This is a genomic window from Lentilactobacillus kribbianus (assembly GCF_013184075.1).
GTDB lineage: Bacteria > Bacillota > Bacilli > Lactobacillales > Lactobacillaceae > Lentilactobacillus > Lentilactobacillus kribbianus.
This window is the reverse complement of record NZ_JABEQQ010000001.1, coordinates 326,995-344,201: the sequence shown is the minus strand read 5'-3', so window position 1 is coordinate 344,201 and position 17,207 is coordinate 326,995. Positions and strand designations below refer to the sequence as shown.

Below are 17,207 nucleotides of genomic sequence, written 5' to 3'. Positions count from 1 at the left end.
GCAACGAGGTGGACAAGTATGACTAATAAAAATCCAAAGCTAACGCCAGTCGATCCCAACGTTGGTTTAAGCACCGACCAAGTAACGCAACGAATGCAAACCGGCCAACATAATACTGCGCCGGAATCTTTAACGCATAGCGTACAAGAAATTCTACGGTCTAACATCTTAACGTTATTTAACTTTATTAATTTAGCATTAGGGGCACTGGTTTTTTATACCGGTAGCTACAAAAACTTACTCTTTTTAGGTATTGCGTTTTTTAATACTGCCATTGGTATTATCCAAGAAATTCGTTCTAAACGGCAAATCGATAAAATGGCCATTCTAGCTGAAGGCAAAATAAACGTTTTAAGGGCGGGACAAGTGGTGGAAGTGACGCCAGAAGAGATTGTGTTAGACGATATCATTTTACTAGGTCGTGGCGATCAGGTACCGGTCGATGGTCAAGTAGTGACTAGTCAGGCAATGGAAGTCAATGAATCGCAAATTACCGGAGAACCTAATACTATTTCCAAAGAAGTTGGTGATTCGCTGATTTCTGGTAGTTATTTGGAAAGTGGCTCTGGCAAGATGCAGGTCACAAAGGTCGGCAACGACTCTTTTGTTAATCATTTATCGGCCCAGGCTCGAGAAGGTTCTGATACCAACAGTATTTTATTAACGACCATTAATAAGATTATTAAAGTTTTAACTTACATTATCATTCCGGTGGGAGTCGCTTTGTTTGTGGCTAAGTTAATTAGTGGTAACGACATTAACCGAGCCATTTTAGGTACCGTGGCAGCCATGATTGGGATGATTCCAGAAGGATTGGTATTACTAACTTCAGTTACTTTAGCAGTATCCGCGGCAGCGTTAGCACGACGACGAGTCTTAGTCAGAGATCTGCCAGCCATTGAAACTTTGGCGCGCGTAGATACCATTTGTTTGGATAAAACGGGAACGATCACTAGCGGTGATTTAAAATTAAGCCGCTTAGTGCCCTATGGAAATTTTTCCAAACAAGAACTAACTGACTATACGGCAGCGGTAGCCTATGGCACCGGTGATGAAAATGAAACCGCCCGGGCAATTCAAGCAGGCATTGCTAAACCTACTGAGCAGGTGGCTCAATCATTTCCCTTTTCATCAGCACGTAAGTGGAGTGGGGTCTTACTAAGAAATGGGCAAGTAGTGGTAATGGGAGCCCCCCAGTTCATTTTTAAGCAACTAACGCCGGAGGTTAAAAAAGAAATTCAACAATTCGCGACCCAAGGATTTCGGGTATTAGCTACAGCAACGGCCACCGAAGTAACCGACGATCACGAACTGATTGCCCCGCAATTAGTTGGCTTGGTGTTAATTACCGATGTGATTCGTCCTAATGCGGATGTGACTTTTCGCTTCTTTAACAATCAAGGGGTCAAAATTAAAGTTATTTCCGGAGATGACCCAACCACTGTATCTACGATTGCTAAAAATGCTCGCATCAAGGATGCCGGTGATTTGGTCGATATGAGTCAAGTGAGTGATGAACAATTAGCGGCGGTTGCTAACGAAAAAACCGTTTTTGGCCGGGTTACACCAGATCAAAAACAACATTTAATTGAAGCAATGCAAAGCGCCGGTCACACCGTTGCAATGACTGGAGATGGAGTGAACGACTTACTGGCATTGCGGCAAGCTGATTGTGGTATTGCAATGGCGTCTGGTAGTGAGAGCACCAAAAGTATTGCTGATTTTGTTTTGATTGATTCCAATTTTGACGCTATGGTAGGGGTGCTCAATGAAGGGCGTCGGGTAATTAATAACATCGAGCAAGTAGCTTCCATGTATTTGATTAAAACGATGTATTCGGTAGCTTTGTCGATCATTTTTATCTTCATGGCTACCAATTATCCTTTTGAACCCATTCAGCTAACGCCAATTACTACATTAATGGTAGGAATTCCATCGTTTGTTTTAGCGTTACAACCTAACTTTAAAAAAATTACCAATCAGTTTTTAAAGCAAGTTTTGAAAATTTCACTGCCCGCGGCTCTATTGGTGGTGGGCTACATTATGGTAATTGAATTCTTAGGTTTTATCTTTAAATTTGATTACCAGTTTTCATCGACTTTGTGCGTATTACTAACGGGAGCAATTTGTTGGTTATCGTTGGTGATGGTATCGCGGCCACTAAATCGCCTCAAAATAATATTAGATGTCAGTGTTTTGGTAGCATTCGGGATTATTATTGTGTTCTTTAACCGATTATTTTCACTGGTATCTTTCTTTAATCCAGCCATTTGGTTATATGCGGTACCTTTAATTGCGAGCGTTTATCCGGTGTATGTATTTATTCAAAGTCTAATCATTCAGTATTTAAATCACAGTCGCCGATTACAAAATATGGAATAGTTATCTTAGGCTGATGCAAAAAAATTTGCGTCGGCCTTTCTTATTGCTAAAATTAAGCTACTACGGTATTGCTGAAATAAATATAATTGAAATATAGAACATCTAGTGTGTTATACTAGTTATTGAAATAGTTATTAGGAGGACATCAATTTATGGCCGAAATCGAACGCTACCACAATTGGGAAGCAAAAATTAAAACGGTAGAATTACCACTTTGGAACGATTTACCCAAATTTGAATTATACATGGATCAAGTAACGGCACTGATTAACGGCATTTTGGGACCATTAGAAATTGATCCAATCACGCCAGCGATGATTAATAATTATGTTAAGAAAAAGGCCATTATGGCCCCGGTCAAGAAGCGTTATCAAACGATGCAAATTGCTGATATTATTTTAATTAGCTTGTTAAAACCGACTTTTTCATTGGAAACAATTCGTCACGGAATTGATCAAGTGACAGCTAAAATTTATCCACAACAGGCTTATGATGATTTTGTTAAACGGCTAGAATTTTCGTTTAAAAATATCGATCATCGTAATCAAAGTGCAATGGCCGAAAAAAATTTGAACGATAAATTATTACAAGTTGCAGTTAATACTATTATTGATCGGTTAGAATCCAAGAAATTGTTAGAAATAATTGCACAACCATTGCCTAAAGTACATGATAAGTGAAATCTTTCACGTATCGGTAATGGAACCGTTTTCAGTAATTGAAAATATTTTCAATCTATAATAAAGGCGTTATTCCTTGATAAAACAAAGAGTAACGCCTTTTTAATTTATTTTGTGTTTTTCTGATCAATTACTGTTTACATTATTTGAAAACGTGATATGATGTTTTTGTGAAATAAATAACAATGTTTTTCTTTGGAGGAACGAAGATGGCAAAAGACGCTAAAAACCAAGATAAAAAAGTAGTAGCACCAGAAAAAACATCCGTTGATGACATGATCAATGGGTTAGTTGCTAACGCTGTTTCTGCTCTTGAAGAAATGGATTCATTTGACCAAGCCAAAGTTGATTATATAACTCACCAAATGGTGATGGCTGGTTTAGACCAACATATGGAATTAGCCATTATGGCAGCCAATGAAACTGGTCGGGGAGTTGCTGAAGATAAAGCTGTAAAAAATATTTTTGCCACTGAAGAAGTTTGGCATCACATTCGAAACCATAAAACGGTTGGTATTATTGAAGATGATACTGAACGTCAACTAGTTAAAGTAGCAGAACCGTTGGGAGTATTAGCGGGAATTACCCCGGTTACTAATCCCACTTCTACCACTTTGTTTAAATCAATTATTTCTATGAAAACTAGAAATCCAATTATTTTTAGTTTCCATCCACAAGCAATGAAATCTTCTATTGCCGCTGCTAGAGTTGTTCGCGATGCTGCGATAGCTGCTGGCGCACCGGCTGGAATTATTCAATGGATTGAAGAACCTAGCTTGGAAGCTACCACTAAGTTAATCAATCATCCAGATGTTGCTAGTACTTTAGCTACTGGTGGCCCGGGGATGGTTAAAGCCGCTTATTCCACTGGAAAGCCAGCCTTAGGGGTAGGTCCTGGTAACGGTCCGGTTTATATTGAAAAGCACGCTAACATTTTGCGGGCAGTTAACGATATCGTTTTATCTAAAACTTTTGATAACGGGATGATTTGTGCCACTGAAAATAGTGCCGTCATTGACGATGATATTTACGATGATATCAAAGAACAGTTCGTTAAAAATGGGGTTTACTTCATTAAACCAGAAGATAAAGCAGCACTAGCAGAAGCAATGTTTGATGCTAAGCGTGGGGGCGTTAAAGGGCCTATCGCGGGTAAATCAGCTAAGCAAATTGCTGAATTAGCAGGTATTGAAGTACCAGCTAACACTAAAGTATTAGCCGCTGAAATGAGTAATGAAGAAATTGGTCCTAAGTTCCCACTTTCTGGAGAAAAATTAAGTCCAGTACTATCCGTTTACCGGGTTAGTGGTCATGAAGAAGGCTTTGCTATTTGTGAAGCTTTACTCAACTATGGTGGCCTGGGTCACACTGTTGGAATTCAAACCCAAGATGATGATTTGGCGGTTGAATTTGGTCGAAAGATGAAGGCTTCTCGAGTTATTGTTAATAGTCCGGCCGGTTTTGGTGGTATTGGTAATCTCTACAACCAAATGACACCATCTATGACACTGGGAACTGGTTCATGGGGAGCTAACTCTATTTCTCATAACGTTACTGATTACGATTTATTAAACATCAAAACTATCGCAAAGAGACGAAATAATATGCAATGGATAAAATTACCTCGAATCTACTTCGAAAAAACTTCAGTTCGGTACCTCGATGATATGCCTGGCATCAACAAGGTATTTATTGTTACTAGTCCATCCATGGTTGAACTGGGCTTTGTTGACATTGTTTTAGACGAATTGAAACGACGTTCTAATGAAGTTCAATATTCCTTGTTCTCTAGTGTAGAACCAGACCCAACTACTGATACGGTTAACAAAGGGGTAGCACAAATGCGGGCCTTTGAACCAGATACTATTATTGCCTTAGGTGGGGGGTCACCATTAGATGCTGCAAAGAACATGTGGTTATTCTATGAAGATCCAGAAGCTAGCTTCTTTGGAGCTAAACAAAAATTCTTAGACATTAGAAAGCGAGCTTATCGTTTCAAGAAGCCAAAGAAGGCGCAAATGATTGCTATTCCAACGACTTCTGGAACTGGTTCTGAAGTTACTCCGTTTGCAGTTATTACTGATTCTAAAACTCACGTCAAATACCCATTGGCTGATTACTCACTAACTCCTGATGTTGCCATTATTGATCCTCAATTCGTAGAAACAGTACCAAAGGGAACAGTAGCTGCATCTGGTTTAGATGTTCTCTGTCACGGAATTGAATCATTTGTCTCAACAATGGCATCAGATTATACTCGACCACTATCATTACAAGCGATTAAGTTAGTCTTTGAAAACTTAACTGCTTCATATAATGGCGATACAGAAGCTCGAGCAGAAATGCATAATGCTGCGACTTTAGCCGGAATGGCTTTTGGTAATGCTTTCTTAGGAATTAACCATTCTATCGCTCATAAATTAGGTGGGGAATTTGGCTTAACTCACGGAATTGCCATTGCTATCACCATGCCACATGTCATTCGTTATAACTTTGAATTACCAGAAAAAATTGCGGTATGGCCTAAGTACGAATACTTCCGTGCTGATAAAGATTATGCTGAAATTGCTCGTTACGTTGGTCTAAAAGGGGAAACCGACGCAGAACTAAAAGAGGCTTTGGTTCAACGAATCATCGAATTAGCCCATTCAGTTGGGGTTTCACTCAGCTTAAAGGACTGGGGTGTTGATAAGAAGCACTTTGATGAAACGGTCGATAAATTAGCCGAATTAGCTTATGAAGATCAATGTACTACTGCCAATCCTAAGGAACCATTAATGGCTGATCTTAAGCAAATTATGATTGATGAATATGAAGGTACTGGGGTAGAAACTAAATAAATTAAGTTACTAAAAAGCACTAGGGGTCGTAACTCATCAATGAGTTACGACTCTTTTTGTGAGTAATAATCAAAAAATGTTTGCGTTTTCACTATCTTTATAAATATATTTGTTGTATTATTAGGAACGTAAAACGTATATATGATATTATATTGGTCTATATATCATCTTATACATTGGCATATATCACTTATTTTAATTAATATTGGAGGAAATTAACAAATGCAAATTAGTTGGATTGGAGCGCTGATCGGGTTAGCGCTGGCTATTATTTTGATTTTATATAAAATTAATCCCGTTTATTCATTATTCTTAGGTGCAATTTTTGGAGCCGTTATTGGTGGAGCTAACTTAGTTCAAACGGTGAATGTAGTGACCACTGGGACTCAAAGTGTGATGGGAACGGTAGTCCGGGTTTTAGCTGCCGGCGTTTTGGCCGGTGTCATGATGGACTCGGGGGCAGCTAACACTATTGCGGTAGCTATTGTTAATCAGTTAGGGGAGCGATTAGCTATTTTATCACTAGCGCTATCAACTATGATTATCACGGCCGTGGGGGTTTTCATTCCAGTTGCCGTTTTGATTGTGGCCCCGATTGCTTTAGAAGTTGGTAAAAAGATGCAAATTTCAAAAATTGCGTTGTTAGTAGCCCTATCTGGTGGTGGTAAAGCCGGTAACGTTATTTCGCCCAACCCAAATACCATTGCGGCAGCTCACGGATTTAACGTTGAACTAAGTCAATTGATGGTGGCTGATTTTATTCCCGCCTTGTTTGGTTTGTTAGCTACGGTCATTGTGGCATCATTATTGAAACGTCATGGCCAAATGGTATTAGATTCTGATTTGGATGGGGTTAAAAGCTTTGATACTAAAGATTTGCCATCATTAAAGTCGGCTATCGTGACACCGTTAGTAGCAATTGTCTTATTAATGATTAATCCTATTGGTAGTATTTTACACATTGCTGTTTTAACTAAATTTCAAGTAGATGCGATGTACATATTACCTTTTGCCGGAATTGTGGGAGCGATTGCTATGGGGAAAGGCAAAATGCTCAAAGCCTACGCTACTTCAGGAATTCAACGAATGACGGATGTTGTTTTAATTTTAATTGGTGCCGGTGCCATTGGTGGATTGATTACGCAATCCACTCTACCAGCACAAGTGGTATCTCTAATTAAGTCTTCAGGAATTTCTGGCGTGTTCTTGGCCCCAATCTCTGGATTACTTATGTCAGCTGCAACGGCCTCGACTTCTACTGGGGTTATCTTGGCAACTGGTTCCTTTGCCAAATCAATTTTGGCCTTTGGGGTTACGCCAATTGCCGCTGCCGCTATGATGCATACAAGTGCAGTGGTTATTGATCAATTACCACACGGTAACTATTTCCATGTGACTGCGAAATCATTGAATATGAGCATTCAAGACCGGATGAAGGTGGTTCCTTACGAAGCAATCGTCGGATTAACTATGACGATTGTGGCCACTGTGATGTACGGATTCTTTTAAAAGGGAGTTATTGATGATGAAATTTGTTTTTGCACCAGACTCATATAAAGGTAGTTTAACTGCTAAACAAGCAGCTGAAGCAATGAAACAAGGTGTTAGTCGCGTTTTTACTGATGCTGAATTTGAATTAATTCCGATGGCTGATGGTGGTGAAGGGACCGTTCAATCACTAGTCGATGCCACTGCCGGTCACTTAATCGATACTGAGGTGATTGACCCCTTGGGGCAACCAGCCGTAGCTCAGTATGGTATTTTAGGTGATCAAAAGACGGCTGTGATTGAAATGGCAGCTGCTAGTGGGATTCAATTTGTTAATGAGCAAACCCATAATCCGTTAATTGCGACTACTTACGGTACAGGACAATTAATTGAAGATGCCCTTAATCAAGGCGTAGAAACCATTATTATTGGTATTGGTGGTAGTGCTACTAACGATGGCGGGGCCGGGATGGCCGAGGCACTGGGAGTAAAACTCTTAGATACCAATAACCAAATGATCACTCGTGGTGGCGGTGGCTTAGCCCAATTAGATCATATTGATCTTAATCAGCTTGATCCCCGAATTACGACTACCAAAATTATCATTGCTTCGGATGTAACCAATCCATTAGTGGGACCTAAAGGAGCTAGTGCCGTCTTTGGACCTCAAAAAGGAGCAACACCAGCCATGGTACAAACTTTGGATGCTAATTTGAAACATTATGCTGAAGTTATTAACCGCGACCTAAATATTGACGTGGCTAATCAAGCTGGTGCCGGTGCTGCTGGTGGATTAGGTGCAGGGTTATTAGTCTTTACTAACTCAGAAATGCAAAGTGGTGTGGATATTGTTTTAAGAGAGACTGAATTTAAGCAACGGGTCAAAGATGCAGACTTTGTCTTTACTGGTGAAGGGGGGATTGATTTTCAAACTCAATATGGTAAAACCCCAATGGGAGTAGCTCAAGCTACCAAAGCAGTTGATGCCCACGTGCCAGTTATTGCCTTAGTGGGTCAAATTGGTGAAGGAGTCGATGTGTTATATGATCTAGGTATTGATGCTATTTTTAGCACGGTTCCTGGGTTAATTGATTTACCAACGGCTATTAAAACGGCTAGTATTAATTTAGCTCAAACGGCCGAAAATACAGCTCGTTTGATTAAACAAACTATTAAATAATCGTGAAATTAAAAAACCGGGGTAGTCACTAGGACTATCCCGGTTTTGTGGTAATGGATTGCTTATTTTAACCTACTGGTACAATTAAGCATATAATAGAAGAAAATGACGAAAGTAGATGATTTAATGGCAGTTAATTTAACCTTAATTAAGGACCGAGTTCAGTTGGCAATGAAGGATGACACTACGGGACATAGTTTTGATCACATTCAACGAGTGGTGAACAATGCCAAAATGATTTTAGCCTCACTACCTGATGCGAATGCCGCTATTGTCTACGCTGCAGCTTACATGCATGACTTAGCTGATGATAAATTAGTGGCTGATCCAGTGGCTCGTAAAGTGGAAATGCAGGAATTACTACTAACAGCGGGATACAGTGAAGACGAAGCGAATGCAGTGATGGATATTATTGAAAAGTTATCATTTAGTGCTAATTTACATCACCATCAAAAACTAACCCTAGAGGGACAAATAGTTCAAGATGCCGATCGCTTAGATGCGATTGGGGCCGTGGGCATTACCCGAGCAATTTATTATAGTGGTCATCATGGTGAAAAAATCTATGATCCAGCCATTAAGCCCCGTAAACATATGACCAAAGAAGAATATCGGCGCCCCGGAACCACAATCAATCATTTTTATGAAAAGTTGTTAAAGTTGGCTGATGAAATGAATACCGAACCAGCTAAACAAATTGCACAACATCGTAATCAAGTAATGAAAGATTATTTGGCTGAATTTAAGGCTGAATGGAATGGTGAACGTTAATATTTAAGCTATAAAACCGTTAATGCAATTATTAGGTTAACGGTTTTTATTATGATCAAATAATGCTTTGAACACAAGATATAGTGTCTTTGTGGTCTAGAAACACATACATATTGATTTTTCAAGGCTTATATTGAGATTTTTTTTGGAGTAAGATGGAATGTATTGGAAGAGGTTTAAAAAAAGCAACTCTTAATTCAAACCACCCGTATTTTTCAATTTTACATAGGAAGGAAGTCACATTATGAAGAATCAAGCGGTAGCAATGACGGCTGAGTTAACCGAATTAAAAACTAAACAAGTGATTAAAGTGGACGGTGAGAAAGTCCCATTCTATCCTTATAAAATCGAAATGGTTGTTCGTAGCTTAGTAAATGATGAAGCTCAACAAGCACAAATTACTGAGCAGATATTGACACAGTTAAGCACCGAACCTGATAGTATCGACGTGCAAACTATTCGCGGAGCGTTTCGCCAAGTATTATTGACTAATGAACGGCCCGATCTAGTGGCTAAATATGATTTATATCGTCAACAAGATATGGCTAAATGGAAACAAGCGATTGATCCTAAGAATAAATTAGGTCAATTATTTGATGGTACTGATCATTTGGTGCACGAAAATGCCAATAAAGACAGTAATATTTTTAGTACTCGAAGGGATTTAACGGCCGGCATGGTGGGAAAATCTATGGGATTAACGATGATGCCAGAAACAGTGGCCAAAGCCCATTTACGCGGTGATATTCATTTTCATGATCTGGATTATTCACCCCTAACTTCAATGACTAACTGTTGTTTGATTGATTTTAAAGGGATGCTAGCTAATGGTTTTGAAATTGGCAATGCCGAAGTGGAATCACCTAAATCCATTCAAACTGCTACTGCTCAAATGTCTCAGATTATTGCCAACGTGGCTTCAAGCCAATATGGTGGTTGTTCAGCCGATCGAACCGATGAATTATTAGCTCCTTATGCCGAATTGAATTACCAAAAGCATTTGCAAGAAGCTAGTGAGTGGGTGGCAGCTGATAAACGCGAAGAATTTGCGCGCACTAAAACTAAAAAAGACATTTATGATGCCATGCAAGCCTTAGAATATGAAGTAAATACTCTGTTTTCTTCTAACGGGCAAACCCCATTTACTACCGTGGGCTTTGGGTTGGGCACTTCGTGGATTGAAAAAGAAATTCAAAAAGCTATTTTAAAAGTACGGATTAAAGGGTTAGGAAAACAACACCGAACGGCAATTTTTCCTAAACTAGTATTTACCTTGAAGCGCGGTTTAAACTTAGCACCAGCTGATCCTAACTATGATGTAAAGGAACTGGCGGTGGAGTGTGCTACTAAGAGAATGTATCCAGATATTTTGATGTACGACAAAATTGTGGAATTAACGGGTAGTTTTAAGGCGCCGATGGGTTGTCGTAGTTTCTTGCAAGGCTGGCGTAATGAACAGGGTGAAGAAGTTAATAGTGGTCGAATGAATTTGGGCGTGGTCACGATTAACTTACCACGAATTGCGTTAGAAGCTCAGGGCAACGAAGCTCTTTTTTGGGAAATTTTGGCTGATAAATTAGCGGTAACTAAAAAAGCACTCCTATTTCGCATTGCTCGGTGCAAGGAAGCTCAACCACTGAATGCACCAACGTTATATAAAAACGGCGCCTTTGGGGTCCGATTAAAAGACAGTGATGATGTTGATGAACTATTTAAAAATAGTCGGGCCACCATTTCACTAGGCTACATTGGTTTATATGAAGTGGGAACGACTTTCTTTGGTCCTGATTGGGAGACTAACCAGGCTGCTCATGATTTTACTCTCTCAATTGTAAAGTATCTTCATGATGCGTGTGTTGATTGGGAAGAAGAGTATGGTTATCATTTTAGTGTTTATTCTACTCCAGCCGAATCGTTAACGGATACTTTTTGTGAAGATGATATTGAAAAATTCGGTAAAATCAAAGATATTACCGATAAAGAGTATTACACCAATAGTTTTCATTATGACGTGCGTAAAAATCCCACGCCATTTGAAAAATTAACGTTCGAAGAGGATTACCCTAAGTATGCGTCCGGTGGTTTTATTCACTACTGTGAGTATCCTAACCTCAAGCAAAATCCAGCGGCACTAGAAGCAGTTTGGACGTGGGCATATGATCATGTCGGTTATTTAGGGACTAATGCATCGATTGATCATTGCTTTAAATGTGGCTTCGATGGTGATTTTAAACCCACAGCACGGGGATTTGAATGCCCTCAATGTGGTAACCGGGATCCTAAGACCTGTGATGTGGTCAAACGAACTTGTGGTTACTTAGGTAATCCGATGATTCGGCCAATGGTTAAGGGGCGGCATAAGGAAATTTCCTCACGGGTTAAAAACATGACCTTGGGGGCGCTTAATGATGACTAGTCGACAACCACGTCCGAAACGGTATCCGAAAAATCCGCAACCTCAGGAATGGTTAGCTTCTGACCGTAGTCAGGAATACATTGCTGACTACAAGCCGTTTAATATGGTTGATGGAGAAGGAATTCGTTGTAGCTTATACGTTTCCGGTTGTTTGTTTAACTGTCCGGGTTGTTATAACAAGGCTGCACAAAATTTTCATTATGGCAAACCCTATTCACAAGAACTAGAAGATCAAATCATTGAAGATATGCGGCACAGCTATGTTCAAGGATTGACCTTACTAGGTGGGGAACCATTCTTAAATACGCAGGTATGCTTACGCTTGGTTCGTCGCATTCGTGCTGAATTCGGTCATGAAAAAGATATCTGGTCTTGGACCGGATATACTTGGGATGAATTAGCGAAAGAATCCATTGATAAATTGCGGCTACTAAGTTATCTCGATATTTTGGTGGATGGCCGATTTATGGAAGACCTTAAAGATCTCACGTTACAATTTCGTGGCAGTAGTAATCAGCGAATTATTGATGTTCAGAAATCACTTAAGCAAAACCAAGTGGTCATTTGGGATAAGTTAATTCGGTAGATTAAAAAAGAACTATGCTAAAATTTTAATTTTGGCATAGTTCTTTTTATTTATTGTCGTTTTCATGAGAATATTTTTAAAAATAACCAAACGACTAACGATAATAGTAACGAATATCCTAATGTCAGTCCGATTAACCAACCTAAATTAGTGAATATGACCAACCAGCTTCCTGTCGGGACAATAACTGATAATAATAGTGTAATTATTAAAAGAAACAAAAGCCACAAGCCCACACCTAAGCCGGCGTTACTAAGGTCAGCACGACTTAAATCAAAACCACCACAAACAATATTGAGTGAAATTATAATAAATAAGATCATTTTCCACCAAATAAGGTTCTGGTCAACAATGTCAATAGTGTCAGTAAATGTAGCTAGTAGTGAAGAAATTAGTCCCGGAACTAATAAGTAACTAAGTCCCAACAACGTCAAAGAACAGCCAATTATGGGCGCTAAACCAATAAAAAAGTTACCAAGTTGTTGGTATTTATTTTGTTCATTCCAGGAATGCCGAACTGAGCCCAACGTGGTATTTTCTGGTGTTGGTACGTTTAATAAGGTGACCTGAGTAATTTTGTGACCAAACAGCAGGGCCATCATTAAATGACTTAATTCATGAATGATTACACCGATTCCGCCGAACCAAAGTTGACTTTTAACGCCCCAATAGTTGACTATTAGTTGCTTGTTACGACGATTAATGGTTGATAATCCTAAGGTTAATAGTGAAGGAACAATCACGATGCTGAAAAAAACAACTACTAAATTATGGCCTAAATTTGCTAGATTAATCACATTACTCCTCTAAATCAGTAAAGGTACCGTGAACTAAATTCTTCATGTCTTCGGCTTGTAATTTAACGGAACGCCCGATTTGACCAGACGACACTAAAATAGTGCCTTGTTCTTGAGCTCGATTATCAATATAAATGGGATAATGGAATTTTTCGTAAATCCCAATGGGGGTGTTAGCCCCGTGTTCATAACCGGTAGTTTTAAGCAGATCCTTTAAGGGCACCATGCTGACTTTTTTGTTGCCAGAGGCTTTGGCTAATTTCTTTTCGTCTAAATGACTATCAATGGGTACCACTCCTACTAAAGGGCCGGTGGTTTTGCCGCTTAACACTAACGTTTTATAAATGCGGCTTTCATCTTCGCCCATATGATCAACATCTAATTGGGCCACATCGCCTTGTTGAACGGTAGGGAAAATGGCCTGTTCGTACGGAATTTTATGTTTATCTAAAATTTGTTCAACTAGGGTTTTATGAATCTTCTTTTTACTTTTTTTCGACATAATCAACCTCCTAACCGACATTTTATCACATTGGTTTCCTGATTAGTTCTGGTTTTCCAATCGAGTTCTGATATACTAAGTTAGTGATTATACTAACGAATGGACAATAACGATAGGAGTAAACTATGGCTGATTTAGTTTATCGTCAAATCGTGACCGATTTGAAACAACGAATTCAAGATAATGAATTTAACACTAAAAAACTGCCAGATGAACGTAGCTTAACTGAACACTATGGTGTAAGTCGTAGTTCAGTTAAACGGGCATTAAACGTCTTGGCCAATGAAGGAATTATTTTTAAAAAACGGGGTTCCGGGACTTTTATTAACCCGTTATACCAAAAGAACCAAACTATCTTTCAATATGAAGGTTCTAACTTAGGGGTTACCGACAGTTTCAAAAGTGAGGGTAAAATTCCAAGCATCCAAGTATTGGATTTTAAGGTTATTCCGGCCAGTCCGGAACTACAAACAGAATTATTTTTGAACGCGGGTGATTTTGTTTATGAAATTAAACGACTTCGTTCATTTGATGAGCAACCGTTTATGATTGAATTGGGCTATATTCCGATTAAAGTTGCGCCTGAATTAACCCCACAAACAGTAGGGGGCTCTATTTTTAATTTTGTAGAAGATTCAACTGGTAAGGCAGTGACTAAGTCATTTATGACTATTTCAGCGGAACCGTCCACAGCTGAAGACCAACGCTTACTTCAATTACAGCCGGTAGAACCAGTGGGGACGATGGAAGGCATTTTCTTTATGGATGATGGTACTCCATTTGAAGTTTCCAGCATGCGCCTTCATTATAAATATTTGAATTACAATACGTTTGTTAATTTGGATGAAAATAAATAATTGCAGCGACTCATTGATGGAGTCACTGCTTTTTTTATGGATTAAGTTGGTTTTAAGTCCCATTAGTTATTATCAATTCCAATTGGTGGACTATTGGCTCACAACAGTCCATAATTGGGGATGTTGTTAGGTTATTTTATAGCTTTTTGAAATTGGACCGTATCAATTTATAAAAAGGTTGACTTTTACTTTTTATCGGTTAAGATAGGAGTTGTAAAATAATCAAAGAATGATATTAGATTTTTTACGAGCATTCTTGTAACTTTATTTATGACATTTAAAAGGAGTGTTAATTGATGGTAGATTACGATTCTAAAGAATATTTAGAACTTGTTGACAAGTACTGGAACGCTGCTAACTACGTATCAGTTGGTCAATTGTTCTTACGTAACAACCCACTATTGAAGACTGCGCTTACACCTGAAGATGTTAAGGTTAAGCCAATTGGTCACTGGGGAACTATTGCTTCTCAAACTTTCATTTATGCACATTTAAACCGTGCTATTAAGAAATATGACTTGAACATGTTCTATATTGAAGGTTCTGGTCACGGTGGACAAGTTATGGTATCTAACTCATACCTTGACGGTTCATACACTGAAATCTACCCTAACATCACTCAAGATGAAGAAGGTATGGCTAAGTTATTCAAGCAATTCTCATTCCCAGGCGGAATTGCTTCTCATGCTGCTCCTGAAACTCCAGGTTCAATCCACGAAGGTGGCGAACTTGGTTACTCACTTTCACACGGTACTGGTGCTATCTTTGATAACCCAGACGTTATTGCCGCTGTTGAAATTGGTGATGGGGAAGCTGAAACTGGCCCATTGGCTGCATCATGGTTCTCAGATAAGTTCATCAACCCAGTTAAAGATGGGGCTGTATTGCCTATCATTAACATGAACGGTTTCAAGATTTCTAACCCAACTATTCTTTCACGCATGACTGACGAAGAACTTACTAAGTACTTCGAAGGTATGGGCTGGAAACCATACTTCGTCGAAACTGGCGACACTATGGAAGACTGGAACAATCACATGCCAATGCACGAAAAGATGGCCAAGACTCTTGATACTGTTATCGAAGAAATCAAAGCTATTCAAAAGAATGCTCGTGAAAACGAAACTGCAGAAACTGCAACTCTTCCTGTATGGCCAATGATTATCGTTCGTTCACCTAAAGGCTGGACTGGTCCAGTTAAGGATGACAACGGTGAACCAATCGAAGGCTCATTCCGTGCTCACCAAGTGCCATTGAACCTTTCATCAAATGACATGCAAGATGCAGATCAATTTGTTGAATGGATGAAGTCATACAAGCCAGAAGAATTGTTCAACGAAGACGGCTCATTGAAGCAAGAACTTGCTGATACCACTCCTAAGGGCGACCAACGGATGGCAATGAACCCAATCACTAATGGTGGGATTAACCCAGAACCATTGAAGCTTCCTGATTACAAGGAATTTGCTGTAGATATTAAAGAACATGGTGCTGAAGAAGCTTCAGACATGATCGTATGGTCAAAATGGTTGGGTGCCGTTACTGCAATGAACCCTGACTCATTCCGTTCATTTGGTCCTGATGAAACTAAATCAAACCGTCTTTACGGCTTACTTGCAGAAACTCCTCGTCAATGGATGGAAGACATCAACCTTCCTTACGATGAAGATGTTGCTCACTCAGGTCGTTTGATTGATTCACAACTTTCAGAACACCAAGCAGAAGGTTGGTTGGAAGGTTACGTCTTGACTGGTCGTCACGGTTTCTTCTCAACTTATGAAGCCTTTGGTCGTGTTGTTGATTCAATGTTGACTCAACACATGAAGTGGTTGCGTAAGGCTGCTGAACAATCATGGCGTCATGATTACCCATCATTGAACTTTGTGAATACTTCAACTGTATTCCAACAAGATCACAATGGTTACACTCATCAAGATCCAGGTATGCTTACTCACATGGCTGAAAAGAAACCTGAACTTGTTCGTGAATACTTGCCAGCTGATGCTAACACCTTGTTAGCTGTTGGTGATGTTGCCTTTAAGCTTCGCGAAACTATCAACTTGATTGTTACTTCAAAGCACCCACGTCCACAATGGTACTCAATTGAAGAAGCAACTAACTTGGTAAACAACGGTCTTGGCTACATTGATTGGGCATCTACTGATCAAGGTCAAAAACCAGATGTTGTTATCGCTGCTGCTGGTTCAGAACCTAACTTGGAAGCACTTGCTGCTATTTCAATCTTGAACAAGAACTTCCCAGAAATGAAGATTCGTTACATCAACGTTGTTGACATTCTTAAATTACGTCGTCCAGATGTTGACCCTCGTGGTTTGTCAGACGAAGAATTTGATACATTGTTCACAACTGATGCACCAGTTGTCTTCTTGTACCACGGTTTCGAAGATATGATTAAGTCAATCTTCTTTGACCGTCACAACCATAACCTACACGTTCACGGTTACCGTGAAAATGGTGATATCACTACTCCATTCGACATGCGTGTTCTTAATGAAATGGATCGTTTCCACGTTGCTGCTGATGTTGTTAAGAGCATCCCAGAATACAACGTTAAGGGAATGAGATTCATTCACGAAATGCAACGCATGGTTGATAAGCACAATGCTTACATCCGCGAAGTTGGTACTGATTTGCCAGAAGTTATGAACTGGAAATGGGCTCCACTTAACAAATAATCTAATTAATTA

General features: G+C 39.4%; 12 protein-coding genes. 10 read left to right on the top strand and 2 right to left on the bottom strand.

Annotated elements, in window-relative coordinates; all coding sequences use genetic code 11:
- The first annotated feature begins 18 nt into the window (after positions 1 to 18).
- From HII32_RS01935 to nrdG, 8 genes are all read left to right on the top strand, one after another.
- On the top strand, positions 19 to 2,382 hold the full coding sequence (locus HII32_RS01935; protein ID WP_172187769.1) for an HAD-IC family P-type ATPase: 2,364 nt from the start codon (positions 19 to 21) through the stop codon (positions 2,380 to 2,382).
- A gap of 152 nt (positions 2,383 to 2,534) precedes the next feature.
- Positions 2,535 to 3,062 (top strand): DUF1836 domain-containing protein, encoded by a 528-nt coding sequence (locus tag HII32_RS01930; RefSeq protein WP_172187767.1) that lies wholly within the window; start codon positions 2,535 to 2,537, stop codon positions 3,060 to 3,062.
- A gap of 209 nt (positions 3,063 to 3,271) precedes the next feature.
- Positions 3,272 to 5,902 carry a bifunctional acetaldehyde-CoA/alcohol dehydrogenase gene (gene adhE / locus HII32_RS01925; protein ID WP_172187765.1) on the top strand — a complete coding sequence of 877 codons (2,631 nt, stop codon included), beginning with the start codon at positions 3,272 to 3,274 and terminating at the stop codon, positions 5,900 to 5,902.
- 222 nt (positions 5,903 to 6,124) lie between these two features.
- Positions 6,125 to 7,411, top strand: coding sequence for a GntP family permease (locus HII32_RS01920; RefSeq protein ID WP_172187763.1), 1,287 nt, complete (start codon positions 6,125 to 6,127; stop codon positions 7,409 to 7,411).
- Positions 7,412 to 7,427: 16 nt separating this feature from the next.
- Positions 7,428 to 8,570, top strand: a complete 1,143-nt coding sequence (locus tag HII32_RS01915) for a glycerate kinase family protein (RefSeq protein ID WP_172188743.1) — start codon at positions 7,428 to 7,430, stop codon at positions 8,568 to 8,570.
- A gap of 105 nt (positions 8,571 to 8,675) precedes the next feature.
- The gene (locus tag HII32_RS01910) at positions 8,676 to 9,341 is read left to right on the top strand and encodes an HD domain-containing protein (protein WP_425483249.1); all 666 of its coding nucleotides are present in this window, start codon (positions 8,676 to 8,678) and stop codon (positions 9,339 to 9,341) included.
- Between the two features lie 244 nt (positions 9,342 to 9,585).
- Positions 9,586 to 11,757 (top strand): anaerobic ribonucleoside-triphosphate reductase, encoded by a 2,172-nt coding sequence (gene nrdD / locus HII32_RS01905; RefSeq protein ID WP_172187761.1) that lies wholly within the window; start codon positions 9,586 to 9,588, stop codon positions 11,755 to 11,757.
- Positions 11,747 to 12,343, top strand: a complete 597-nt coding sequence (gene nrdG, locus HII32_RS01900; protein ID WP_172187759.1) for an anaerobic ribonucleoside-triphosphate reductase activating protein — start codon at positions 11,747 to 11,749, stop codon at positions 12,341 to 12,343. The genes nrdD and nrdG overlap by 11 nt, the downstream gene beginning before the upstream one ends.
- A 62-nt stretch (positions 12,344 to 12,405) precedes the next feature.
- On the opposite strand, the gene HII32_RS01895 is transcribed toward nrdG, so the two are convergent.
- The gene (locus HII32_RS01895; protein ID WP_172187757.1) at positions 12,406 to 13,140 is read right to left on the bottom strand and encodes a hypothetical protein; all 735 of its coding nucleotides are present in this window, start codon (positions 13,138 to 13,140) and stop codon (positions 12,406 to 12,408) included.
- Position 13,141: 1 nt separating this feature from the next.
- Positions 13,142 to 13,642 carry a Cys-tRNA(Pro) deacylase gene (gene ybaK, locus HII32_RS01890; protein ID WP_172187755.1) on the bottom strand — a complete coding sequence of 167 codons (501 nt, stop codon included), beginning with the start codon at positions 13,640 to 13,642 and terminating at the stop codon, positions 13,142 to 13,144.
- Positions 13,643 to 13,767: 125 nt separating this feature from the next.
- Between ybaK and HII32_RS01885 the strand changes: the two genes are divergently transcribed.
- Positions 13,768 to 14,499, top strand: a complete 732-nt coding sequence (locus tag HII32_RS01885) for a GntR family transcriptional regulator (RefSeq protein WP_172187753.1) — start codon at positions 13,768 to 13,770, stop codon at positions 14,497 to 14,499.
- A gap of 293 nt (positions 14,500 to 14,792) precedes the next feature.
- Positions 14,793 to 17,195 carry a phosphoketolase family protein gene (locus HII32_RS01880; RefSeq protein WP_172187751.1) on the top strand — a complete coding sequence of 801 codons (2,403 nt, stop codon included), beginning with the start codon at positions 14,793 to 14,795 and terminating at the stop codon, positions 17,193 to 17,195.
- Positions 17,196 to 17,207: the final 12 nt, after the last annotated feature.